The sequence below is a fragment of the Streptomyces sp. NPDC001157 genome, from assembly GCF_053598255.1.
Map to the genome: position 1 here is coordinate 398599 of NZ_JBSFJW010000001.1, position 23632 is coordinate 422230.

At 70.7% G+C, this 23632-nt stretch carries 23 protein-coding genes; 8 read left to right on the forward strand and 15 right to left on the reverse strand.

Translation table 11 applies throughout. From position 1 onward, the window contains the following. Positions 1-16 precede the first annotated feature (16 nt). The 8 genes from ACWDAG_RS01805 to ACWDAG_RS01840 all read right to left on the reverse strand — a co-directional run bounded on the left by ACWDAG_RS01805 (position 17) and on the right by ACWDAG_RS01840 (position 7840). Positions 17-907: a dihydrodipicolinate synthase family protein gene (locus tag ACWDAG_RS01805; protein WP_450693592.1), complete on the reverse strand. Its 891-nt coding sequence runs from the start codon at positions 905-907 to the stop codon at positions 17-19. Then, on the reverse strand, positions 904-2316 hold the full coding sequence (locus tag ACWDAG_RS01810; protein WP_450693593.1) for an FAD-dependent oxidoreductase: 1413 nt from the start codon (positions 2314-2316) through the stop codon (positions 904-906). The genes ACWDAG_RS01805 and ACWDAG_RS01810 overlap by 4 nt, the downstream gene beginning before the upstream one ends. Then, positions 2306-2608 carry a (2Fe-2S)-binding protein gene (locus ACWDAG_RS01815; RefSeq protein WP_450693594.1) on the reverse strand — a complete coding sequence of 101 codons (303 nt, stop codon included), beginning with the start codon at positions 2606-2608 and terminating at the stop codon, positions 2306-2308. Before ACWDAG_RS01815 ends, ACWDAG_RS01810 begins: the two co-directional genes overlap by 11 nt. Continuing rightward, positions 2605-3756 carry an NAD(P)/FAD-dependent oxidoreductase gene (locus tag ACWDAG_RS01820; protein WP_450693595.1) on the reverse strand — a complete coding sequence of 384 codons (1152 nt, stop codon included), beginning with the start codon at positions 3754-3756 and terminating at the stop codon, positions 2605-2607. Before ACWDAG_RS01820 ends, ACWDAG_RS01815 begins: the two co-directional genes overlap by 4 nt. Before the next feature lie 88 nt (positions 3757-3844). Then, positions 3845-4660 carry an ABC transporter permease gene (locus ACWDAG_RS01825; protein WP_450693596.1) on the reverse strand — a complete coding sequence of 272 codons (816 nt, stop codon included), beginning with the start codon at positions 4658-4660 and terminating at the stop codon, positions 3845-3847. 47 nt (positions 4661-4707) lie between these two features. Continuing rightward, on the reverse strand, positions 4708-5571 hold the full coding sequence (locus tag ACWDAG_RS01830; RefSeq protein ID WP_450693597.1) for an ABC transporter permease: 864 nt from the start codon (positions 5569-5571) through the stop codon (positions 4708-4710). Between the two features lie 4 nt (positions 5572-5575). Continuing rightward, on the reverse strand, positions 5576-6775 hold the full coding sequence (locus ACWDAG_RS01835; protein ID WP_450693598.1) for an ABC transporter substrate-binding protein: 1200 nt from the start codon (positions 6773-6775) through the stop codon (positions 5576-5578). Between the two features lie 27 nt (positions 6776-6802). After that, complete coding sequence (locus tag ACWDAG_RS01840) at positions 6803-7840, reverse strand: ABC transporter ATP-binding protein (protein ID WP_450693599.1); 1038 nt, start codon at positions 7838-7840, stop codon at positions 6803-6805. A 103-nt stretch (positions 7841-7943) separates the two neighbouring features. Between ACWDAG_RS01840 and ACWDAG_RS01845 the strand changes: the two genes are divergently transcribed. Further along, positions 7944-8702, forward strand: coding sequence for a FadR/GntR family transcriptional regulator (locus tag ACWDAG_RS01845; RefSeq protein WP_450693600.1), 759 nt, complete (start codon positions 7944-7946; stop codon positions 8700-8702). 36 nt (positions 8703-8738) lie between these two features. Continuing rightward, positions 8739-9500, forward strand: coding sequence for a cache domain-containing protein (locus tag ACWDAG_RS01850; protein WP_450693601.1), 762 nt, complete (start codon positions 8739-8741; stop codon positions 9498-9500). A 12-nt stretch (positions 9501-9512) separates the two neighbouring features. On the opposite strand, the gene ACWDAG_RS01855 is transcribed toward ACWDAG_RS01850, so the two are convergent. Beyond that, positions 9513-10175 (reverse strand): MmyB family transcriptional regulator, encoded by a 663-nt coding sequence (locus tag ACWDAG_RS01855; protein WP_450693602.1) that lies wholly within the window; start codon positions 10173-10175, stop codon positions 9513-9515. Between the two features lie 223 nt (positions 10176-10398). Between ACWDAG_RS01855 and ACWDAG_RS01860 the strand changes: the two genes are divergently transcribed. Both ACWDAG_RS01860 and ACWDAG_RS01865 read left to right on the forward strand, forming a co-directional pair. Continuing rightward, positions 10399-11052: a helix-turn-helix domain-containing protein gene (locus ACWDAG_RS01860; protein WP_450693603.1), complete on the forward strand. Its 654-nt coding sequence runs from the start codon at positions 10399-10401 to the stop codon at positions 11050-11052. Positions 11053-11084: 32 nt separating this feature from the next. After that, positions 11085-11615, forward strand: a complete 531-nt coding sequence (locus ACWDAG_RS01865) for a toxin-antitoxin system, toxin component (protein ID WP_450693935.1) — start codon at positions 11085-11087, stop codon at positions 11613-11615. A 20-nt stretch (positions 11616-11635) separates the two neighbouring features. On the opposite strand, the gene ACWDAG_RS01870 is transcribed toward ACWDAG_RS01865, so the two are convergent. Together ACWDAG_RS01870 and ACWDAG_RS01875 are read right to left on the reverse strand one after the other, a co-directional pair. Then, on the reverse strand, positions 11636-12070 hold the full coding sequence (locus ACWDAG_RS01870; RefSeq protein ID WP_450693604.1) for an ankyrin repeat domain-containing protein: 435 nt from the start codon (positions 12068-12070) through the stop codon (positions 11636-11638). Positions 12071-12149: 79 nt separating this feature from the next. Next, the gene (locus ACWDAG_RS01875; RefSeq protein ID WP_450693605.1) at positions 12150-13193 is read right to left on the reverse strand and encodes an alpha/beta fold hydrolase; all 1044 of its coding nucleotides are present in this window, start codon (positions 13191-13193) and stop codon (positions 12150-12152) included. A 220-nt stretch (positions 13194-13413) separates the two neighbouring features. Between ACWDAG_RS01875 and ACWDAG_RS01880 the strand changes: the two genes are divergently transcribed. Beyond that, positions 13414-13641 (forward strand): hypothetical protein, encoded by a 228-nt coding sequence (locus ACWDAG_RS01880; protein WP_398955539.1) that lies wholly within the window; start codon positions 13414-13416, stop codon positions 13639-13641. Positions 13642-13666: 25 nt separating this feature from the next. On the opposite strand, the gene ACWDAG_RS01885 is transcribed toward ACWDAG_RS01880, so the two are convergent. Together ACWDAG_RS01885 and ACWDAG_RS01890 are read right to left on the reverse strand one after the other, a co-directional pair. After that, the gene (locus ACWDAG_RS01885) at positions 13667-14350 is read right to left on the reverse strand and encodes a 4'-phosphopantetheinyl transferase family protein (protein ID WP_450693606.1); all 684 of its coding nucleotides are present in this window, start codon (positions 14348-14350) and stop codon (positions 13667-13669) included. Continuing rightward, the gene (locus tag ACWDAG_RS01890; RefSeq protein ID WP_450693607.1) at positions 14347-15207 is read right to left on the reverse strand and encodes a metallophosphoesterase family protein; all 861 of its coding nucleotides are present in this window, start codon (positions 15205-15207) and stop codon (positions 14347-14349) included. The genes ACWDAG_RS01885 and ACWDAG_RS01890 overlap by 4 nt, the downstream gene beginning before the upstream one ends. Before the next feature lie 267 nt (positions 15208-15474). On the opposite strand from ACWDAG_RS01890, the gene ACWDAG_RS01895 reads away from it, so the two are divergent. The 3 genes from ACWDAG_RS01895 to ACWDAG_RS01905 all read left to right on the forward strand — a co-directional run bounded on the left by ACWDAG_RS01895 (position 15475) and on the right by ACWDAG_RS01905 (position 19316). Continuing rightward, a complete protein-coding gene (locus ACWDAG_RS01895; protein ID WP_450693608.1) occupies positions 15475-16596 on the forward strand; it encodes an ATP-grasp domain-containing protein in 1122 nt (373 codons plus the stop codon). A gap of 211 nt (positions 16597-16807) precedes the next feature. Beyond that, positions 16808-18493 carry a carbohydrate binding domain-containing protein gene (locus tag ACWDAG_RS01900; RefSeq protein WP_450693609.1) on the forward strand — a complete coding sequence of 562 codons (1686 nt, stop codon included), beginning with the start codon at positions 16808-16810 and terminating at the stop codon, positions 18491-18493. A 121-nt stretch (positions 18494-18614) separates the two neighbouring features. Next, positions 18615-19316 (forward strand): hypothetical protein, encoded by a 702-nt coding sequence (locus tag ACWDAG_RS01905; protein ID WP_450693610.1) that lies wholly within the window; start codon positions 18615-18617, stop codon positions 19314-19316. A 7-nt stretch (positions 19317-19323) separates the two neighbouring features. Here ACWDAG_RS01905 and ACWDAG_RS01910 read toward each other — a convergent pair whose 3' ends face one another. Next, positions 19324-20574, reverse strand: a complete 1251-nt coding sequence (locus tag ACWDAG_RS01910; RefSeq protein WP_450693611.1) for an alpha-L-fucosidase — start codon at positions 20572-20574, stop codon at positions 19324-19326. A gap of 3 nt (positions 20575-20577) precedes the next feature. After that, complete coding sequence (locus ACWDAG_RS01915; RefSeq protein ID WP_450693612.1) at positions 20578-23619, reverse strand: alpha-mannosidase; 3042 nt, start codon at positions 23617-23619, stop codon at positions 20578-20580. Positions 23620-23632: the final 13 nt, after the last annotated feature.

Below are 23632 nucleotides of genomic sequence, written 5' to 3' on the forward strand. Positions count from 1 at the left end.
CCTGCCTCCTTGTGGGTTAAGCGAGTCCGGCGGCGACGGCCTTCTCGGTGGCCGCCCGTACGACGGCCTCCTGTTCGGCCAGCAGCGGCATACGGGGCGGCCGCACCGGCCCGCCGTGCCGCCCGACGATGTCCATGGACAGCTTGATCGCCTGGACGAACTCCACCTGGGAGTCCCACCGCAGCAGCGGATGCAGCTGCCGGTAGAGGTGGTTCGCGGTGGCCAGATCGCCGTCGACGGCCGCGTGGTAGAGCTCCACGCTCGCGGCCGGCAGGGCGTTCGGATAGCCGGCCACCCACCCCTTCGCACCCGCGATCGCCAGCTCCAGCAGGACGTCGTCGGCGCCGATCAACAGGTCGAGTTCCGGGGCGAGTTCGGCGATCCGGTAGGCACGACGGACGTCCCCGGAGAACTCCTTGACGGCGTGGATGTACCCCTCGCCGTGCAGCCTCGCAAGGAGTTCCGGCACGAGGTCGACCTTGGTGTCGATCGGGTTGTTGTACGCCACCACGGGCACGCCCGCCTTCGCGACCTCGGCGTAGTGGGCGAGCACCGAACGCTCGTCGGCGCGGTAGGCGTTGGGCGGCAGCAGCATCACCGCGTGGCAGCCGGCGTCGCGGGCCTGCTCGGCCCAGCGGCGGGACTCCGCGGACCCGTACGCGGCGACGCCGGGCATGACGCGCTGCCCGCCGATCGCGGCGACGGCCGTCTCGACGACCTTGGCGCGTTCCTCGGGGGTGAGCACCTGGTACTCCCCCAGCGAGCCGTTGGGGACGACGCCGTCGCAGCCGTTCTCGACGAGCCAGGCACAGTGCTCGGCGTACTTGTCGTGGTTCACCGTGAGGTCGTCGTTCAGCGGCAGCGCGGTGGCGACGAGGACTCCGCGCCAGGGACGGTGGTCGGTCATGAGGATCCTCTCCCGGTGGGGTGCGTGTCCTCGCGGGCGAGGACACCGAGCGGTACGGGACGTGCGAACGGGCGCCTGGACGGGGCAAGTTGACATCCGGCGAGCCCGGCGACCGCGGGTGCGCAGATCCGGCCCTGGCACCAGCCCATGCCGGCCCTGGTCAGCAGCTTCACCGTGCGGACGTCACCGGCGCCGAGCTCCGCGACGGCCTCGCGGATCGCGGAGCCGGTGACCTCCTCGCAGCGGCACACGACGGTGTCGTCGGTGATCAGCTCGGTCCAGTGGGCGGGCGGTGCGTACACGGCGTCGAGCGCGGCGGCGAACTCCCGTAGTCGAGTACGGGTCTTGGCGGCCGCGGCCCACTCGCGCGGGTCCGGTGCACGGCCCGCGAGGCGGGCTGCGGCCGAGCGTCCGGCGATGTGGCCCTCGGCTAGTGCGAGGGCCGAGCCTCCGATGCCGGTGGTCTCGCCCGCGGCCCAGACGCGGGGGACGTCGGTGCGCTGCTCGCCGTCGACCTGCACGTTCATGCCGCCGAGCCGGCAGCCGAGGGTCTCGGCGAGGTCCGTGTGCGGGAGCATGCCGTGGCCGACGGCGAGGGTGTCGCAGGGGATGCGGCGCGCGGTGCCGGGCCGGACCCGGCCTTCGCCGTCGAGCGCGGCGACGGTCACCGCCTCCAGCCGCTCGGTGCCGTGTGCCTCGACGACGGTGTGCCGGGTGAGGGTACGCACGCGATGCCGCAGCAACCGGGCGGCGTATCCGGCCCCTTCGGTGAGCTTGCCCGGTTGGGCCGCGAGCGCCCGGGACCGTCGTACGAACGCCCTGGGATCGGCGGATTCGACCAGCGCGGCAATCCGCACTCCGGCCGCGGCGAGGCCGGTCGCGACCGGCAGCAGCAGCGGCCCGGTGCCGGCGACCACGGCGGTGCGTCCGGACACGGCGAGGGTTCCCTTGAGCATGGCCTGGGCGCCGCCGGCGGTGAGAACGCCGGGGAGAGTCCAGCCGGGGAAGGGCAGCACCTTCTCGTAGCCGCCGGTGGCCAGGAGTACGGCGTCGGCGTGCACGGCGACCGGGTCCTCCTGTTCGGGGCCGAGCAGGGCGTGCGCGGTGAACCGGTCTGTGTGCCGTTCGACGAACCAGACATGATGATCCGTCAAGTGCGTTACGTCGCCTGCCCTTACGTACGTGTCGAGCCCGTCCCGCAGTCGCTCCCAGGTCCGCCAGTCGTGGTGCAGCGCCTGAGGGCGGTGCGCGCGCAGTTCGGCGGCCGGCTGCCGGTAGAACTGACCACCCGGTCGTGCGGCCGCGTCGAGGAGCGTGACCCGCACGCCGTGCGCGGCGGCGGCCACGGTGGCGGCCAGGCCCGCCGGGCCCGCGCCGATGACGGCGAGATGGGGTCGGTCAGTCGTCATGGCCGGTCCCCTCCTGGGTGCGGATCGCGTCGCCCGGCTGGAGGGAAACGAGGCAAGCCCGTTGATTGGGGCGGTCGTTGACGGTCACCAGACAGTCGAAGCAGACGCCGATCCCGCAGAAGACACCGCGCGGGCGCCCCGCGCCCCGGGTGGTGCGCCAGGAGGTGACACCCGCCGCCCAGAGTGCGGCGGCGACCGTCTGGCCGGGCAGCGCCTCGATCTCACGGCCGTCCAGCGTGACCGTGAAGGCCGGGCACGGGTGTGCCTGAGCCAGGTCCAGCGGGGAGCTCACGGGGCCTCCTCGGGGAAGCGGTCGGGGCGGAACGGAGCGAGGTCCAGGTCGGGTGTCTTCGCGGTCAGGGTCTGGGCGATCAGATGCCCGGTGCCGGTCGCGAGCCCGATGCCCGCGCCCTCGTGCCCGCAGGCGTGGAAGAGGCCGGGGACGCGGGGGTCGGGGCCGATGGCGGGCAGATGGTCGGGCATGTAGGGGCGAAAGCCGGCGTACGAGCGGATGGCGCGGACGTCGGACAGGAAGGGGAACAGCCGCGTTGCGCCCGCCGCGAGGGCCCGCAGGGCCGGCAGCGAGAACGACCGGTCGAAGCCGACCCGTTCACGGCTCGCGCCGATCAGGATCGGTCCCGCGGCCGTGCCCTCCACCACCGGCGAGGTCTGCAGCGAGGCCGAGTCGCTGGCCACGTCGGCCACGTAGTCGGCGGCGTACACCTTGTGGTGGACCATACGCGGCAGCGGTTCGGTGACGAGGACGAAGCCGCGCCGCGGCAGGACGGGCAGTGAGGTGCCCGCGAGAGCGGCGAGCTCGCCGCCCCAGGTGCCGGCCGCGTTGACCACGGCCGGGGTGCGGATGTCGCCGTGGTCCGTGCGAACTCCACGCACCTGTCCGTCAGTTGTGCGAAGGACACCCGTCACCGTCCGGCCGGTGAACAGGTGCGCGCCGGAGGCCCGGACGAGGTGGGCGGCGGCCAGGGCGGGCATGACCTGGGCGTCCTGCGGGTAGTGGACGGCGCCGGGCAGACCGGGGGCCAGATGGGGTTCGAGTTCGTACAGTTCGGTGCCCGTGACCGTCGTGGCGGTCACTCCGGCGGCTCGCTGCCCGGCGGCGAAGTCCTCCAGCGCGGCGAGACCGCCGGGGGAGGTGGCCACCACCACGCCGCCCTTGGCCTCGTACTCGACGGCCTCCCCGAAGTCCTGCGCCAGCTCGGCCCACAGGCGCTGGGAGAGCAGCGCGAGGTCGAGCTCCGGGCCGGGCTCCTTGTCGGAGACGAGGAGGTTGCCCTCCCCCGCTCCGGTGGTGCCGCCGGCCACGGGGCCGCGGTCCACGACGACGACGTCCAGGCCGGCTCGGGAGGCGTAGAGGGCGCAGGCGGCGCCTGTCATACCGGCTCCGACGATCACGACATCGCAGGTCAGTGACTGACTCACGGCAGTACTATGTCACATACCACTGAATCTGAACATGGTGCGCGCACGGCCGGCCGCAATCGCGCCACGTGCTGGTCACTCGGCCGGTTCAGACCCGGCTTCCGGTCGCCGTGTCCGCCGACAACCGCTGAGCGACATAGATCGGAACGACGGAGAGCAGGACCAGCACGGCCGCCACCACGTTCACCACCGGTGCCTGCTGCGGGCGGGTCATGTTGTTGAAGATCCAGATGGGGAGTGTCTCGATGCCGGGCCCGGCGGTGAAGGTCGTCACCACGATCTCGTCGAAGGAGAGCGCGAAGGCGAGCAGCCCGCCCGCGAACAGCGCCGAGCGCACGAGCGGGAAGGTGACGTCGGCGAAGGCGCGGAAGGTGTTCGCGCCGAGGTCCATGGCCGCCTCCTCGTACGAGCCGGCGGTGCGGCGCAGCCTGGCCACGACGTTGTTGAAGACGACGACGATGCAGAAGGTGGCGTGTCCGATGACCACCGTGAACAGGCCGAGGCCGACGCCGAGCGGTGCCAGTACCGTGCCGAAGGCCGAGTTGAGGGCGATGCCCGTGACGATGCCGGGCAGGGCGATAGGCAGGACGACCACGAACGAGACGGCGTCGCGGCCGAAGAAGCGGTGGCGGGCCACGGCGAAGGCGATCAGGGTGCCGAGGACCAGGGCGATCGCGGTGGCGCCGAGGCCCGCCTTGACGGAGACCCAGAGGGCTTCCCGCGCACCGGAGTTCCGCCAGGCGACGGACCACCAGTGCAGGGTGAGGCCCGGCGGTGGCCAGCTCGCGCTGCGGTCGGGGTTGAGCGAGTTGACGAGGACGAGCAGCAGCGGGATGTAGACGACCGCGAAGCCGAGGCCGGCGGCGATGCGCAAGGCGATGCGCGCGGGGCGGGTCAGTGGCATGCGGCACAGCACCAGCTTCCAGTGGAACGTGACATGGCACAGGCCTTTCAGAGGCTGCTCAGCGCACCCGTGCGCCGCATCGCCAGCAGATACACCACGATGACGACGACCGGCACGGTGCCGAGCGCGGCGGCCATGGGCAGGTTGAGTTCGATGTTGGAGTAGACGACGTTGCCGATCAGCTGGGTCTTGCCGCCGACGATCTGCACCGTGATGTAGTCGCCGAGGCTCAGCGAGAAGGTGAAGATCGACCCGGCGGCGACGGACGGCAGCACCATCGGCAGCACCACCGACCGGAAGGTCCGCCAGCCCCTGGCGCCCAGGTCGGCGGACGCGTCGAGCAGGTTGGCGGGCAGCTGCTCCAGCGCCGTGTGGATCGGCAGGATCATGTACGGCAGCCACAGGTACGTCAGTGTCAGCACCGTGGCCGGCAGGCCGAAGCCAGGCCCGCCCAGCCCGAACGGTTTCAGCATCCAGTCGGCGAGCCCGCCCTCGGACAGGATCAGCCGCCAGGCGTACACCTTCACCAGATAGCTGGCCCACAGCGGCGTGAGGATGGCGACCACCAGCATCGGCCGCCACTTCGGACGGGCGACCCGGGCGGTGTAGAAGGCCACCGGGAAGGCGATCACCACGCACAGGGCGGTGACCGCGAGGGCCACCCCGATGCTGCGGAAGATGACCTGGCGGTAGACGGGCGTGGTGAACAGCTCGTGGAAGTTGTCGGTCGACCAGACCTTCACCACCTGGGAGGTGAAGGAGTTCGTCGTCCAGAACGCGGAGGCGAACAGCACACCGAGCGAGCCGAGATAGAGCACGGCCAGCCACAGCAGCGGCGCCGTCAGCAGCAGGGTCAGCCGGAGGCGGGGGCGGCGGTGCAGCGCCCCCGCGGTCCGGGTCAGTACGGCCATGTACTCAGCCCTTGATCTCGGTCCAGGCCTGGACCCACTTGGCGTACGGCACGCACTTGACGTCGGTCCGCCCGTCCAGGCACTGCTCGATGGGCGTGTTCCAGAAGGCGATGTTCTTCCAGTAGCTCTCGTCGGCGGCGTGGAACGTCGTGCAGAAGTTCTTGTCGCTGGTCAGGTCGCACGCCTTGGAGTTGGCGGGGGCCTCACCGAAGTACTCGGCGACCTGGGCGTTGACCTTCGGGGAGACGATCCAGTCCAGCCATTTGTAGGCGCAGTTGGGGTGCTTGGCCTTCGCCGAGACCATCCAGGTGTCGGACCAGCCGGTCGAACCCTCCTTGGGCACGAAGGCCTTGACCTTGGCGCCCTCGCCGGCGGCGAGGTTGGCGATGACCTGCCAGGTGGTACCGACGACGGAGTCGCCGCTCTTGAAGGCGGAGATCTCCTTCAGATAGTCGCTCCAGTACTCGCCGATGTTCGCGTTCTGCTTCTTCAGCAGGGCCACGGCGGCGTCGAACTGTTTCTGGTCGAGCGCGTACGGGTCCTTGATCTTCAACTCGGGCTTGGTGGCCTTGAGATACAGCGCGGCGTCGGCGATGTAGATCGGTGAGTCGTACGCGGTGACGTGGCCCTTGTACTTGGCGGCGTCGTCGAAGACGGCGGACCAGGAGGTCGGGGCGGGCGTGACCTTCTGTGTGTTGTACATCAGCAGGTTGGCGCCGCGGCCGTGCGGGATGCCGTACATCTGGCCCTTGACCGAGTTCCAGCCGCCGTTCTTCAGGCCGCTGAAGATGTCCTTGTAGTTCGGTACGAGCCTGGTGTTGACGGGGGCCGCGTCGCCGGACGCTATGAGCCGCAGGGAGGCGTCGCCGGAGGCGGAGACGGCGTCGTACTCGCCGGTCTTCATCAGTTTGACCATCTCGTCCGAGCTGGCCGCGACCTTGGAGTCGACCTGACAGCCCGTCTGTTTCTCGAAGGGGGTCACCCAGTCGACCTTGGGGTCGTTGGAGCCGTCCTCGACATAGCCGGCCCAGGCGATCAGGTTGACCTTGCCCTCGGTCCTGCCGAGCTTGGTGGGCGCCTTGAGGTCCGGGGGGTTGAGGCCGGTGGCCGAGGAGCTGCCGTTGCCGGAGGACGAGCAGGCGGTGGCGGCCAGGAGCAGTGCGGCTGCGCAGGCAGCGACCTGGAGCGTTCGGGTGGGGCGCACGACGTTCTCCCTACGGGACAGAGGGCTTCAGCGGGCGTCGGGGACCTGGACGGTGTGGCGGTGGCGCCATTGCAGGCGCACCCGGGTGCCGCGGTAGGCGGCGACGTCCTCGGCGGAGGTCTCCAGGTTCTGCTGGAGCGCGGTGAGGCGGCCGCCGGCGTCGAGGTCGACCAGGAAGCGGGTGGCGTCGCCGAGGTAGACGACCTCGACGACGGTGCCGGTGGCGGTGGCGTGGTCCGGCTGGTCGTCATCCGCGGACTCCTTGAGGACGCGGATCTTCTCGGGGCGGATGCTGTAGGTGCCGGGGCTGCCGACGACCCGCTGCGCGGACTCGCCCTCCAGCAGGTTGGAGGTGCCGACGAAGGAGGCGACGAAGGGGGTCGCGGGGCGTTCGTAGATCTCGGCGGGGGTGCCGACCTGCTGGATGCGGCCCTGGTCGAAGACGGCGATGCGGTCGCTCATCGTCAGGGCTTCCTGCTGGTCGTGGGTGACGAAGACGAAGGTGATGCCGACCTCGCGCTGGAGCTCCTTGAGCTCGACCTGCATCTGCTCGCGCAGCTTGAGGTCGAGGGCGCCGAGGGGTTCGTCGAGGAGCAGTACGCGGGGGCGGCCGACGAGGGCGCGGGCGAGGGCGACGCGCTGGCGCTGGCCGCCGGAGAGCTGGGCGGGGCGGCGCTTGCCGAAGCCTTCGAGGCGGACCTCGGCGAGTGCCTTGCGGGCGCGGACCAGGCGTTCGGCCTTGGGCACCTTGCGGATCCTGAGGGCGTAGGCGACGTTCTGCTCGACGGTCATGTGCGGGAACAGGGCGTAGTCCTGGAAGACGGTGTGGACGTCCCGCTCGAAGGGGGCGAGGCCGGTGACCTCCTGACCGGCCAGCTCGATCCGACCCGCGGTGGGGATCTCGAACCCGGCGATCATGCGCAGGACGGTGGTCTTGCCGGAGCCGGAGGGGCCGAGCATGGAGAAGAACTCGCCGTCCCGGATCTCCAGGTCGATCCCGGCCACGGCGGTCGTCTCCTCGAAGGACTTCCGCAGATCCTGCAGCCGGATCGCAATTCCCTCCATGGACGGGAACCTTTCTGGCGTTCTCGTACGTTGCTACGTTGCACGGAAAGATATGAAGTCATAGTTCAAAGCTCAAGGCCCCCTTAGGGTAAAGCTTGAGTCAATGCACGAGGTGGTGGCCGTGAAGCAGCAGCAGATGAACGGCGGCGCCCGCAGAGCCGTCTTCACCCCGGTCGACAGCCGGGCGCGCGTCGACGCGGTCGTCCGCCGGATCGGTGACGCCATCGAGCTCGGGCTGCTCGCCGACGGGGAGCAGCTGCCCGGCGAGAGCGAGCTGGCCGGGCAGCTCGGCGTGTCCACGGTGACCCTGCGGGAGGCGCTGATGGCCCTTCGCCAGCAGGGCCTGGTCACCACCCGCCGGGGCCGCGGCGGCGGCTCCTTCGTCTCCCTGCCCGAGGCCCCCGGCGAGGAGCGGCTCAAGGTGCGTCTGCGCGGCTGGAGCACCGAGGAGCTGCGCGACCTCGGCGACCACTGGGCGGCCCTGTCGGGCACGGCGGCCCGGCTCGCCGCCGAGCGCACGGATCCGGACGATCTCGTACAACTGAAGCGCACGGCCGAGGAGTTGACGCGGGCGGCGGACGCGGCGGCCCGCAGTCGGGTCTACGGCCGCTTCCATGTGGAGCTGGCCGCCGCGGCGCAGTCCGCCCGCCTCACCCGGGAACAGGTCTCGCTGCAGACCGAGATCGGCGCACTGCTGTGTCTTGTGCTCGGGGACGACGAATATCGTGAAGAGGTGGCGGACCGTCACCGCGCCGTGATCTCGGCCGTGCAGGATGGGGCCCACGAAACGGCCAGGGAACTGGCCGAGCGGTGCGTCCAGGACTCCACGGCGCGGCTCGTCGCCCTGCGTCTGACCCTGTAGGCGTCGCGACCGGTTCCCGTCCGCTGGAGGGCAGCCATGAGCCTCGCGACGGCAGCAGTCGGCACGGCACCGGAGGAGTCGGTCGTGGCCGGGGTGCGTTCTGCCCTGGAGAGCGTGTTCGAGGCCGTGGCCGCCACCCGTACCGACACCGATGAGCTGCTGGCCCGGGTGGCCGCCGAGGGCCGCCGCCCCGCGACCGTCGACCTCGCCGCACTGCGCCCCGGCCTCCATCTGCGCTTGTCCCAGGGCGAGTTGGTCTCCGGCGTCGGTTTCGTCGCCGCGCCGGGGCTGCTCACCGACGTACCGGCCTGGCTGGAGTGGTGGCAGAGCGGCTCCGAGGGCGATGTACGGCCGCTGCTGCTGGACCTCGATCCCGAGCAGTCGGCCTACGCGGACTACACGCACTGGGACTGGTTCGCCCTGCCCCGCGACACCGGGGAGCGTGCGGTGGCCGGGCCGTACGTCGACTACCTCTGCTCCGACGAGTACAGCCTCACACTGTCCGCGCCGGTGCGGATGGAGGGGCGGTTCGCCGGAGTGGCCGCGGCGGACGTGTATCTGCGGCACTTCGAGGCGGCCGTGATGCCGATGCTGCGCCGGCTGCCCGGGCCGGCCCATCTGGTGAACGCCCGCGGGCGGGTGACCGCCTCCGCAGACCCCGCCCATCTGGCGGGATCTCTCACCAAGGGGCCGGATTTCGCCGCCGTGCTGCAGCGGGCGCGGCCCGGACGGTTTCGCGGATTGCAGCTGGTCCCCTGTCGGGACATCCCCCTGGTGCTGGTGATCTCCCCGGGCTGATCCCGGCGGCGGTCAGGCCTCGGGGGCCGGCACCACCCTCAGATGCGCCGCCGCATGCCGGGGCTTGCGGGTCTTGGGACGGCTGGGGCGGGTCTCCCGCAGCACCAGCGTCATCCGTGTGTACCCCATGTCCTGCAGCGTCCTCGGGGTCTCGTCCACCACGCGGCAGTCGGTGGCGCCCCAGCGCGGATCGGGGTGCGTCAGGGGGCGTACGGCCCCGTCGTGCGCCACGGCCTGTTCGCCGACCGCGCGGATCCAGTGCGGCAGGCCCTGCCGGTAGGCGGCCTCCATGATCGGGTCCTGGGCGATGTCGCGGCGGATGGACTGCAGTCCGTGGTCGTGGCCATAGCGTTCGACCGCGGCCGCGAAGTGCGCGAGCATCGGCAGGCACCAGCTGCACTCGTGCTCGCCGAGGACCGTGCCCGCGTCCGGGTGGAACAGGACGAATCTGAGGAAGTTGTCGCCGGGCATCGCCGTCGGGTGCGGGCTCACCTCACGGAAAAGTGACGCGAAAGCACTGTTGGAGAGAACGACGTCCCAGCGGTGGTCGAGGACGACGGACGGAAAGGGAACGGCCTCCAGGAGGGCGGCGTAGTCCTGCAGATACGCCTGGGCCTCGAGACTCTCGGGGACGGGCCGCGGTGCCGGACGCTGCCCTCCTGCCTGATACGCCATCGGGAGGTCACCCCTCTTGCCTCTGCGGCCTTCACGCGGCGCCTTGATCCTGCGGCCCCGGATCGAGTCGTGTCAACTATCGTGGCATTTCATGCTTGTTGACGGCTGAAATTGGCCACAGTTGTGGCGACACCTGGATGTGAGTTCGAACTACCCGGTAATCTCCGTCGGGTTCACGGCAACCGCTTGTGAGAAGCCTGTGCGAAACGTAGGAGATCTGTCGGTGACGGATGGCTTCGAGGGTCCGGGCACCACGGCTACGACCGCTGCGCTGCCGGCCGTCGTCGCTCGCGTCACCACGCTCGCCGACCGGCTCGGCGTGGAGCACGCGGAGGTCTTCGACACCGGCCGCCTGTCCGCCGCCTCGGGCGTTCCCGAGCCCGTGGTGAGGGCGCTGCTGAGCGGCCGTCCGGCGGGCGAGCCCGATGTGCAGGAGCGTTTTCTGCAGCGGCTGGACCTGCTGCGCCGCACCCGGCTCAAGCCCAACGGGCGCAAGTACACCCAGCAGGAGATCGCCGACGGCGCGGGCATGTCGCGCCAGCAGGCGGGCGCGCTGATCAACGGCGACCGGCGGCCCACCATGGAGCACTGCGACGCCATCCAGCGCTTCTTCCGGGTGCACGCCGGATTCCTCACGGCCGAGGACCCCGAGGCCCTCACGAGCGCCCTGCAGAGCACCGAGCAGGAACTCCTGCACAAGCTCGCCGAGCGGGAGGCGGCCGCGGCCGCCGACGACCCGCTGGAGCGGCTGCTGCAGGACCACGGTGTCCGCGGAATCGCCTGGCGTGCCGCACAACTGCCCACCGACCAGCACCGCGACAAGGTCGCCGAGTGGCTGGACATGCTCCTGGAGAGCGTCAAGCGGCCCGAGTCGTGAGCCCGGGGAGAGCTGTGGGCATCCGAAGGGAAATGCGCCGCCTGTGCGGCGAACTGGTCTCGGAGCTCACCCTTGCCGCACCGGCACCTCCCGAGGACTTGTACGGCGCACTGTGCGGGGCGATGAGCAGACGGCGCGGCCGGCCCGTCCGCTTCCGCACGGCCGCCTTCCCGGTCGGCACGGCGAGCGGGCTGTGGCTCGACATGACCGACCAGGACCTCGTCGTCATCGAGGAACGGACCGCGCCGGACCACCAGTTGGTGATCCTCGGCCACGAGCTGTGGCACATGAAGGCCGGGCACTGCGGCCATCACGTCGAGGGCGCCCGGGTCGCGGCCCGCCTCCTCAGCGACGACGCGGACCTGCGGGACGCCGTCCGCAAGGTGGCCGCCCGCAGCCGTTTCGAACTCGCCGAGGAGCAGCAGGCCGAGTCCTTCGGCCTGCTGCTGGCCAGCAGGTGCCGTACGTGGCTGGCGGGTTCGGGGGTACGCGGGCCGGTGCGACGCAACCATCTGGCGGGGCGGATCGAGGCGTCGTTGGGGTATCTGGGACCGCAGGGCTGAGTACGCGTCGGTCGGCTCCGTCACGGGGTTCGCGGGCGGGGCCTCGCGCCCGCCGCGGTGAGGAGAGCGGCGGCTTCGGGATGAGGGCCGTTGTCCGCCCAGTCCAGCGGAGACCAGCCGGTGCCGTGGTCCTCCCGGAGATTCGGGTCGGCGCCGTGTGCCAACAGTGCACGCACCGCCTCCGTGTGGCCCCAGCAGGCGGCAGCGCACAACGGTGTGCCCTCCGCGCCGGTTCCACGGCTCTCGGTGTCCGGGGCGGCGCCGGACGTCAGGAGCAGATCGACGATGGCGGCTTCCCCGTTCACGGATGCCAGATAGAGAGGCGTGGTGCCCTCGCCGTCGGCCCTTTCCGGATCGGCCCCGGCCCGTAGGAGGGCCCTCGCGCGGGCGGAGTCGCCCCTCCAGATCGCCGCGAAGAGCTGACCCGCGAGCTTCTTCTGCCGCCGACGGTTCATGGACCCGAGGCTACCGACCGGTCACCTGAGCCGGCGAGGCAATATCCACTCGTCGGCGGTCACGGCCGGCCGGGATCTGTCACGTCGCACTGCGCTCGCTGGCCTCCCTCAGGTCGCGTTCCACTGCGCGGTTGCGGGCGCTGTCCGGGCGGCCGGCGCTGGTGGCGGGCCGGCCCTCGACCAGGAGTTCGCGCCAGTGCTCCCGGCTCCAGTCGGCCGGATGCGTGCTCGACGTGAACTCCTCGACCAGCGACACGAACCGCGCGGGGTCGCTGTGGAACGGGAAATGGCCTGCCTGTTCGAAGATCTCCAGGCGGCTGCCCGGCATCGCCTCGTGTGCCCCGTACGCGTGCCGCACCGGCACCACGCTGTCCCGGTCGCCCCACAGCAGCATGGTCGGCATGCCCTCGGTGAGATAGCACCGGTCGAGCATGGTGACGACCTGGCCGCGCCAGTCGACGACCGCGCGCAGGGTGCGGATGAACGCGTTGCGGGAGGTCTCGTCCGGCAGGGCGTCGACGAGGGTGAGCAGTTCGGGTGCGTCCTGGCCGAGATCGGTGTCCAGGAGCTTCATCAGCCGCACCGCCAGCCCCACTTGCAGCCGCATCCCCGGCAACCGCAGGGTGGACAGCATCAGGTGGGCGCCCGGCAGGGAGACCAGCCGCAGCACGGGATTGACCTCGCGTCCGACCCCGCCCGCGCTCACCAGGATGAGCCGCTCGGTGCGCTCGGGGAACTGGTAGGCGAACTGCATGGCCACGCCCCCGCCCAGCGAGTGCCCGACCAGCGTCGCCGACTCGATGCCGAGCGCGGTGAGCAGGTCCCGCACGCCGTTCGCGTACGCGGCCACCGAGTAGTCGGCGCGCGGTTTGTCCGAGGCGCCGTGGCCGAGCAGGTCGGGGGCGATCACGGTGTGGGTGCGGGCGAGGTCGGGGATCAACTCGGCCCAGGTCGCGGAGGAGTCGCCGATGCCGTGGATCAGCACCAGCGCCGGGCCCTCCCCTGCCATGCGGAAGGCGCGCCGGTATCCGTGCACCACGCGGTACTGCAACTCGAGTTCTCCGTCGGCCACCGAGCGCAGCCGTACGGCGCGCGCCGGGCGCCTTCGTGGGACGTCGACCACGCACTCGCCTCCCCGGTCCAAGGCCGCGCAGAGGCGACCGAAAGCCCTTGCCCTCCAGCGTAGAACTGCTTTCCCACAAGGGATTTCAAGGAGGTTTCGCCTCCGCTAAGCGGGCGAACCGGCAGGTGCCCGGACCCCATTGTCAGTGGCGGGCGGCAAGCTGGAGTTGCACCCCCTTGTACGGGGTGCGACCGACGACCGACGCGGGGAGAGCCGACCGATGCCCACAGCCGTACTGACCGACCGCGAGCGCACCGCCGTCCAGGCCTACCTGCGGCTCTTGCACACCGTACGAGCCGCGTTCGACGGTCCCCCCGGCTCCTCTCGACCGCCCGTCGTACCGCCCGCTGTGCTCGCCGAGGCGGAGCAGGCCCTGGCAGCGGCGGGACTGGCGGGAAACGAGGAGGAGTTCTTCCGGCTGCTGCAGAGCTGGTGCCCGGAGCCGTGACGGCCGACGGCCGCCCGGCGGGGGTTCAGGGTGTGTGCGAGACGGTGATCGCCGTCGCCACCAGCCCCCGCTGGACGGTCCACCGGCCCTCGAAGTGGCCGAGCCGACGGCCGCCGACCAGCGGGCCGGGGACGAGGAGTTCGGCGCGGAAGCCGCCGTGCAGCCGCTCGTCGGGGTCGACGGTGACCTCGATGTCGGCCTCGGTGAACTCCAGCCACAGTCCGGTGAGGGGGAACCACGCCTTGTAGACCGATTCCTTGGCGCTGAACAGCAGCCGGTCCCAGTGGACCTCGGGGTGCTGCACGGACAGGCGGCGCAGCCTGGCCGCCTCGGCGGGCAGGGACACGGCGTCCAGGACGCCCTCCGGGAGCGGCCGGTGGGGTTCGGCGTCGATGCCCACGGAAGCCAGGTCGGTGGCGCGGACCAGGGCGGCGGCGCAGTAGCCGTCGCAGTGGGTCATGCTGCCGACCAGGCCGGGCGGCCAGCCCGGTGCGCCGCGTTCGCCGGGCAGGAGGGGCTGCGCGGGCACGCCGAGCTTCTCCATGGCGCGGCGCGCGCAGGCGCGTACGAGGGCGAACTCGCGGCGGCGCTTGTGCACCGCCTGAGCGACGACTTCGGCCTCTTCGGGGTACAGGGGCGCGGGCTCGCTCCCGTCGTCGCCGTGCACCTCCACGGCCACCACCTCGTCCGGCAGCAGCTCCTCGATCACTCGACCCCGACCTCCTTCGGCAGCACGCGGCGCAGTCTCCCCGGCGGCTGCGTCCGCTTGCGCCATTCGCGGGGGTAGCCGACGGACACCTCCTCGAAGCGGACACCCTCGTGCCAGGTGGTCCGCGGGATGTGGAGATGCCCGTACACCATGGTCTCCACGCGGAAGCGGCGGTGCCAGTCGGCGGTCAGCTCGGTGCCGCACCACATGGCGAACTCCGGGTGCCACAGGACGTCGCAGGGGTGCCGGTCCAGCGGGTAGTGGTTGACCAGGACGGTCGGCAGGTCGGCGGGGAGCGCGGCGAGCCTGCGTTCGGTCTCGGCGACCCGGGCCCGGCACCAGGCCTCGCGGCTCGGATAGGGGTCGGGGTGCAGCAGGTACTCGTCGGTGCACACGATGCCGGTGCCGTGCGCGTACTGGAGGCCCTGCTCCTTGGTGGTGCAGCCGGCCGGCAGGAACGAGTAGTCGTAGAGGAGGAAGAGCGGTGCGACGGCCACCGGGCCGCCGGGGCCCTCCCACACCGGGTACGGGTCCTCGGGTGTGGTCACGCCGAGTTCGCGGCACAGGGCGACCAGGTGCTCGTAGCGGGCGACTCCGCGCAGGGTGACGGGGTCCTTCGGATGGGTCCAAAGCTCGTGGTTGCCCGGCACCCAGATGACCTTGCGGAAACGGCTTGCCAGCGTCTTCAAGGCCCACCGGATGTCGGCCGCGATCTCCGAGACGTCACCGGCCACCAGCAGCCAGTCCTCGTCCGTCTCGGGGCGCATCGCCTCGACCAGGGCACGGTTCTCGGCGTATCCGATGTGCAGATCGCTGATGGCCAGCAGCTGTCCGGCACCACCGGCCGTCGACGTCACCTTCCGCCCCCTCCGTACACCCGGCGCATCCGCGCACTCACGAATGGGACCACGAGAACACACTTCACGGCTCACCGACAAGGCGGCAAGATCATTGAATCCGTAACACGTACGTTGCACGCGGGGCCTCGCGGAAGCCGTATGATCGCCCCAACACCACCGCCATGAACTTCCCTTCATTCAAGGGCGGTTTGGTGACCCTCCAACTCCCCTGCCCGGGCACGGGCTGCTCAGCCGTGCCCGCGAACCGTGAAAGGACGGCCCTGCATGGTCTCTCGCGTACGCGTCTGGCTCAACCGCACGTACGCGGAGAACGTGTTCTTCATGGATCAGCTGCGGCGAAATCCCAGCGATCGTGCCGTGGAGATCCATGCGACGCACGGGGATGCGGACTCCCCTGTGCTGGCCGCCGCCGACACCGCCGATCTGGAGCCGGAGGGCCTGTCCCCGGCCGGGTACGTCGAGTACGCCCTTGCCCAGTGCGCGCGGCGCGGCATCGACGTGTTCGTGCCGCGGCTGCACCAGGCGGCGATCGTGGCGCACCGCGCCGACTTCGAGGCGGTCGGTACGGCGTTGCTGGCGCCGCCTCCGGAGGCGGTGGCGGTCTTCCACGACAAGGTGATCGCGTACGAGGCGGTCCAGGCGATCGGGGTGCCCGTGCCGCCGTGGTGGCGGGTGCGGACCGCGGGTGAACTCGTAGCCGCCGTGGAGGAGTTGGAGGCGGGCGGGCACAAGGCGTGCTTCAAGCCGGCGTCCGGCGCGGGCGGCGTGGGCTTCCGCGTGATCACGCGCGCCCCCTTCTCGCTGGCTCACCTCAACGGCTTCCCGAGCCCGTATGTGCCGCTGGATCTGGTGGTGGAGGCGCTGGAGCAGGCCGACGAGCCCGTCGACTGGCTGGTGATGCCGCGTCTGGAGCAACCGGAGGTCTCGGTGGACTGCCTCACCGGGCCGGACAACCGGGTGCGACTGGCGATCGGGCGCACCAAGAACGGGCGGCGGCGCGGGTTCACGCTGCACGAGCAGTGGCTGGAGCCGGCGCGGCGTCTCGCCGAGGGTTTCGGGTTGCACTATCTGTCCAACATCCAGTTCCGGATGTTCGGCGACGAGCCGGTGCTGATGGATGTCAACACACGGCCCGCCGGCGGCTTGCACCAGCTGTCGCTGTGCGGGGTCAACGCGCCTTGGGCCGCTGTGCAGTTGGCGCTCGGGGAGGACCCCGGGGAGATGGTGCCGCCGTTCCTGGGGCAGGACTACACGGTGGTGGCGGGGCCGCGGCCGCTGCGGGCGGTTTCGCTGCCGCAGCAGAGGGTGGAGGCGGAGCCTCTGTTGCCGGCAGTGCCGGCGCCTGTCGACTCCGTCGGTGTCGCGGCTCAGGTACAGCCGATTTAGGTTGTCGGCCGACTGCGGGGCGTCTGTGGCTTGTCGCGCCCACGCGGCGAAGCCGCAGATCGACACAGCTCCGCGCCCCTGAAGAAGCTCACCGGTATGGACCAATTCGGCGTCAGGCCTTGACACCGAGATTGGTCCATACCAACTTGTGTTGCGCACCTCTCTGCACCTCTGTGCACTCCCGAACACCCCCATTCCCCAGGGAGATCGCGTGCGCAACACACTCGGACGTCACAGACGTCGGCTTCTTGCCCTGCTCGGTTCCGCCGCTCTCGCGCTCGCCGGAGCCATCGCTCTTCCCGGTACGGCCCAAGCGGCCAACATCCTGACCAATCCCGGCTTCGAGTCGGGTGGTCTCTCCCCCTGGACCTGCACCGGCAACCTCGGTTCGGTCGTCTCCTCCCCCGTGCACGGCGGCTCCAAGGCCCTTGCGGGGGCGGTGAGTTCGAGCGACAACGCGCAGTGCAGCCAGACCGTCTCCGTCCAGCCGAACACCACGTACTCGCTTCAAGGGTGGGTGCGCGGGTCCTACGTCTATCTCGGCGTCAGCGGCGGTGCGTCGACGTGGACGACATCCCCGTCGGCGTACAGCCAGCTGACCGTCTCCTTCACGACCGGCGCCTCGCAGACCAGTGCCACGATCTACGTCCACGGCTGGTACGCGCAGGGCACCTACTACGCCGACGACATCAGCCTCGACGGCCCCGGCGGGGGCGGCGGCTCGGACACCCAGGCGCCGACCGCGCCGACCGGGCTGGCCTCCACCGGCAAGACCTCGTCGAGCGTGTCGCTGAAGTGGAACGCCTCGACGGACAACGTCGGCGTCACGGCGTACGACATCTACAGCGGCTCGAACAACGTCCTCAGCGTCTCCGGCACGTCCGCCACGGTCAGCGGGCTCTCGCCGAGCACGTCGTACACCTTCACCGTCAAGGCGCGGGACGCCGCCGGTAACACCTCCGGGGCCTCCAACTCCGTGAGCGTGACCACGGATGCGGGCGGCGGTGGCGGCACCGGGTTCAAGCAGGCCGCGCCCTATCTGTACGAGGGCTGGGGCGACCCGCCGAGCCCCTCGACGGTGATGAGCGCGACCGGCATCAAGTGGTTCACGATGGCGTTCGTGCTGGACTCCGGCGGCTGCACTCCCGCCTGGGACGGCAGCCGGCCGCTGACCGGGGGCGCCGACCAGTCCGCGATCAACGCCGTCCGCTCGGCCGGCGGTGACATCGTGCCGTCGTTCGGCGGCTGGCAGGGCAGCAAGCTCGGCGCCAACTGCTCCTCAGCGAGCGCGCTCGCCGGGGCCCTGCAGAAGGTGATCGACGCCTACTCGCTCAAGGCGATCGACATGGACATCGAGAACTCCGACGAGTTCGAGAACGAGGCCGTCCAGGCGAAGATCCTGACCGCGCTGAAGACCGTCAAGGCCAACAACCCCGGTCTCAAGACGATCGTCACCTTCGGGACGTCCACCACCGGCCCGACGTACTACGGCAACCGGCTCATCGAGCAGGCGCAGTCGCTGGGCGCCAACATCGACGTCTTCACGATCATGCCGTTCGACTTCGGCGGCGGCTCCGACATGTACGGCAACACCGTCAACGCGGCGGAGGGCCTGAAGGCGAAGCTGAAGTCGACCTTCGGGTGGGACGACGCCACCGCCTACTCCCACATCGGGATCTCCGGCATGAACGGCCTGTCCGACCAGCAGGAGACCACCACTCCCGCGATCTGGACCCAGATCAAGGACTGGTCGAACAGCCACCACATCGCCCGGCTCGCCTTCTGGTCGGTCAACCGCGACCGGCCGTGCCCGGGCGGCGGCGTGGTGAGCAACTGCTCCGGCATCAGCCAGAACAACTGGCAGTTCACCTCGATCACGGCCGGGTTCACCGGCTGAGGAGCAATTGAGGAGGCTGGAAGAAGGGCTGGCGCCCGGGCCCCCGCGGCGGGAAGAATCTTGACCCGCCGCGGGGGCCTTCTCGTGGTTCGACGTGACGGCAATCGGGGGCGGCTCAGGCGTGAGGACGAGGACCGCGACCGCCTGGTGTCTGTTGCTCCTCCTCACGCTCGGCCTCGCCGCGTGCGGGGTGCCCAGCGAGTCAGGCTCGGGGGCGGGGCTGAGCCAGGCCGCCCTCGAGGCCTCGATCCGCAACGACCGCAAACACCTCTTCGACGGGTCCCTCACCTACACCCCGGACGTCTCGATGTCCGTCGGTGGCCATCTGACCTACGCCGTCATCCTCACCGCGCGCGGCGAGAAGTCCTCGCGCCGCGTCGCGCAGGCCGCCCTGGAGACCCGGGTCTTCCGGGTGGGCGGATGGCAGGGCGCCGGGCTGTCGGCGGACGACCCGGACGTGAAGACGGTGTTGCACGGCCCGAAGAGGCATGCCATCGCCGCGCCGGGAGAGACCGCTCAGTGGCAGTGGGGCGTGTCGGCCGACGAGCCGGGCGCCTACGACCTCGCTCTCACCGTCATCACCTACCAGGGTGAGACGAACCGTGCCCTGGAGACCCTCGACCCACCGATCAAGATCCGTCTGAAGGTCTACAACACCTGGTCGCACCGCTTCACCTCGATGCGGAACTGGCTGTACACGGCGGCGGGCATCGCGGGCGCCCTCGTCGGGATCTACGCGCTCCGGGCTCCCCTGACCGAACTCGTACAAGGACGGCGGGAAGCCCGGAAGCAGCGCCACGAGAACCGGGACGGCTATATGTGAGCCGGGCTCAGAAGCGGCCCGAACCGCGGTACAGCTCCAGCTCTCCCTCCAGCTCCACGGCCAGCACGGTCGCGTACGGATCGAGGTCCGCCTCAGCCGGCGGGTCGATCCACAGCACGCCCACCGCGTCGTGCAGCCCGCCGACCACCCGGTGGGCGAGTTCGGTGCCACTCCCCAGCACGGTGACCTTCCGGACCTCTGTCGCCAGGCCCCGGACGCCGATCTCGGCACGGGGGATGTCGAACAGGGTGAGGTAGAGGGTGCGGCGGTCGGCGGAGAGGGTGCTGGGGCCGTAGTGGTGCCCGGCGGGCAGGCCGCGCACCGTTCCGTACACCGCCTCCGCGTGCCTGCGGATCCACTCCCCCAGGCCCTCCAGCCGTTCGACCTGGGGCTGCGGGATGGTGCCGTCCTCCATGGGGCCGACGTCCAGCAGGAGGTTCCCGCCGCCGCCGATCGTCTCCGTGAAGTAGCGGATCAGCTGGGCGAGCGACTTGTGGTTGTGGTCGTGGTGCTGGTAGCCCCACGAGTCGTTGATGGTCAGGCACAGCTCCCAGGGGCCGTCCGGCGGCACGATGGGGGCGCCCTGTTCCGGCGTCGCGTAGTCGCCCTCGCTGAGCATGCGGGCGTTGAAGACGACGTCGGGGACGTACGACCGGATGAGCGCGGCGAGTTCGGGGATGCGCCACTGCTCCTCGCTGCGGTCCCACTCGCCGTCGAACCACATCAGGTCCGGCCGGTAGCGGGAGGCCAGCTCGCGGATCTGGCCGTCGCGGTAAGCGATGAACCGCTCCCAGGCGTCCAGGTCCTCGTCCTCGGCCGCGACCTCCGAGTAGCGGTTGTCCTCCAGCTCCGGCGGGCGGCCCGGCTTGCGCGTGGACGCGTAGTCGGGGTGGTTCCAGTCGGAGTGGGAGTAGTAGAAGCCGACCTTGAGACCCTTCTCGCGCAGGGCCTCCGCGTAGGGGCCGAGGTAGTCCTTGCCGAGGTTGAGGTCGCCGTACTGCGTGTCCCAGAGGGCCACACCGTCGTGGTGACGGCTCGTCAGTACGGCGTACTTCGCCCCGGCGCGGGCGAACAGGTCCGCCCATGCCTTCGGGTCGTACTCGGCGCCGGTGAAGCGCTCCAGCTGGGACATGTACCGGTCGTGCGGCACGATGTCGTCGTAGAACGACCAGGACTCCTGGACGCCGTCGACGGCGTAGATGCCCCAGTGGACGAAGATCCCCAACTTGGCGTCGGTGAACCAGGGTTGTACGGCCATGCGTCAGCCCCTCCGCAGCCTGAGCGTCAGGATCTGGAAGGGGCGGAGCGCGACCGGGACGGCTCCCTCGACGACCTCAGCGTCCTCCAGCGGGCGCTCCAGCAGGTCGGTGACCTGGGCGCCGGCGAGCGGGAAGCCCGTGCGCAGGACGCCCTGGGCGCGGCCGCCGCGGGACTCGTAGAGCCGGACGACCACGTCGCCGGACAAGTCGTCCGCCAGCTTCACGGCCTCGACCGTCACGCCCTCGCCGTCCACCGAGACGACCGGCTCCGGCGCGCCCGCCGAATCCGCCACCCGCAGGGGGAGGTTGAGGGCGTAGCCCTCCGCGACCGCGTCCTCGATGCTCGCTCCGGGCAGGAGGGAGTAGACGAAGCGGTGGCGGCCCTGGTCGGCCTCCGGGTCCGGGATGCGCGGGGCGCGCACCAGGCTCAGGCTGACCCTGGTCGTCGTACCGCCGTCCTCGCGGACCGTGCGGGAGACGTCGTGGCCGTAGGTCGAGTCGTTGATGACCGCGACGCCGTAGCCGGGCTCGGCGATGTGCACCCAGCGGTGGCCGGAGACCTCGAAGCGGGCCGCCTCCCAGCTGGTGTTGGTGTGGGTGGGCCGCTGGATGTGGCCGAACTGGATCTCCGCGGAGGAGTGCGGGGCCCGGATGTCGACCGGGAAGCCCGCCTTGAGGATCTTCTCGGCCTCGTGCCAGTCGATGTCGGTCTCGAAGTCGATACGAGGGCTGCCGGCCCGGAGGGTGATCGTCTGGGTGAGCTTCGACCCCTTGCCGAAGGAGCGCGAGACGCGGATCGCGCCGAGCAGCGGGTCCTCCTCGACGACCGTGACCGACTCGGCGTCCAGCAGGTCCGTGTAGCGGTTCTTGTAGTGCTTGTCGATGTCCCAGGCGTCCCAGTAGTTGGGGAGGTCGGTGTGCAGGCGCAGCAGGTTGCCCTTGTCGGCGAAGACTTCCCGGTTCGCCCGGAGATCGAAGACCGACGACAACGTCCCGTCCTCGGACACCTCCACCCGCACCAGGCCGTTGTCGAGGACCCGGCCGCTCACCGTCACCGGCTGCGGAGCGTCGGCGACCACGACAGGGGCGCTACCGCTCGCCGGTACCTCGACATACGTCGGCACTCCCTCGGCGGTACGCACGACCTCGGCCCGGTCGAAGGGGCTGGTGTTGAAGACCCGGGCCGCGCCACCGCCCAGCGCGGCGACAGCCTCGGCCGTCAGCTCCTCCAACTCCTCTGCCACCCGGGCGTATTCGGCCTCGGCCTCGCGGTGCACCCACGCGATCGACGAGCCCGGCAGGATGTCGTGGAACTGGTGGAGGAGGACCGTCTTCCACAGGCGGTCCAGCTTCTCGTACGGGTAGGCATAGCCCGGCGCGTGCAGCGCGGCCGTCGTTGCCCACAACTCGGCCTCGCGCAGGCGGTGTTCGGAGCGCCGGTTGCCCTGCTTGGTGCGGGCCTGGGAGGTGTAGGTGGCGCGGTGCAGCTCCAGGTAGAGCTCGCCGTTCCAGACCGGGGCGTCCTCGTACTCCGCGCGGGCCTTGGCGAAGAACTCGTCGGGATGCTCGACGACGACCTTGGGCGAACCCTCCAGGTCGGCGAGCCTGCGGGCACGTTCCATGATCTCGCGGGTGGGGCCGCCGCCGCCGTCGCCCCAGCCGAAGGGGGCGAGGGAGCGCGTACCTGCGCCCTTCTCCGCGTAGTTGCGGACCGCGCGGTCCATCTCCTCGCCGCTGAAGCGGGCGTTGTAGGTGTCGACCGGCGGGAAGTGGGTGAAGATGCGGGTGCCGTCGATGCCCTCCCACCAGAAGGTGTGGTGGGGGAACTTGTTGGTCTGGTTCCAGGAGATCTTCTGGGTGAGGAACCACTCGTTGCCGGCGAGCTTGGCGAGCTGCGGGTAGGCGGCGTTGTAGCCGAAGGAGTCCGGCAGCCAGACGCCCTTGGTCTCGATGCCGAAGTGCTCGATGAAGAAGCGCTTGCCGTGGACGAGCTGGCGGGCGATGGCCTCGCCGCCGGGCAGGTTGCCGTCGGACTCGACCCACATGCCGCCGACGGGCGCCCACTGGCCCTTCTTCACGGACTCCTGGATGCGCGCCCAGACCTTGGGGTAGTTGTCGCGCACCCACTCGTACTGCTGGGCCTGGGAGCAGGCGAAGATGAAGTCGTCGTACTCGTCGGCGAGTGCGGTGACGTTGGAGAAGGTGCGGGACGTCTTGCGCTTGGTCTCGCGGATGGGCCAGAGCCAGGCGGAGTCGATGTGCGCGTGGCCGACGCCGGAGACGGTGTGGGCGCTGGCGTGTGCGGGCTTGGCGAGGGCCGGCGCCAGGACCGCGCGGACGGCGGCGGCGCTGCCGGAGACGTCGTCCAGGTCCAGGACGTCCATGGCCCGGTCGAGGGTGTGCAGGATCTCGTGGCGGCGCGGCTCGTGCTCGCCGAGGTGGACCATGAGCTCGCGCAGCACCTGGAAGTCCAGGTCGAGGTGGAAGACCTCCTCGTCGAGGACGGCGAGGTCGGCGCGCCGGAAGGTGTACAGCGGCTTGTCGCCCGCCGTCAGGACGTCACCCAGGGGCGTGGGCTCGGCGAAGTTGTTCGCCAGGATGTCCGGATTCGAGGCCGCCTCGACCAGGTAGTCGATCTCCTCGCCGCCCGTGGCCGGGTTGGCGATGGGCACGTACTGGTTGAGCGGGTTGACCGCCTTCAGGGGTGTCCCGTCGGTGAGGTGGACCAGCGCCTCGGCCTGGTTGCCCGGCCAGTCGCCCGTGAAGCCGAGGTCGATGACCGTCTCGACACGGCGGCCGGCCCACTCCGCGGGCACCTGCCCGCGCATCCGGAACCAGGTCGTGCCCCAGGGCGGGCCCCACGGGGTGCCCATCGCGAAGGGCTCGTACGAGGCGGCCGCGGCCTCCTCGAAGGGGACCGGCTCGCCCGGCGCCTGCCAGGCCTCGACCGTCAGGGGGACGGTGGCCGCGTAGATCGCGGTCTTGATGCGCTGGTTGTGGAGGCGCTCGGCGCGCTCCTCGATCCGGCGGCGTTCGTCGTGCATGAGAGGTCTCCAG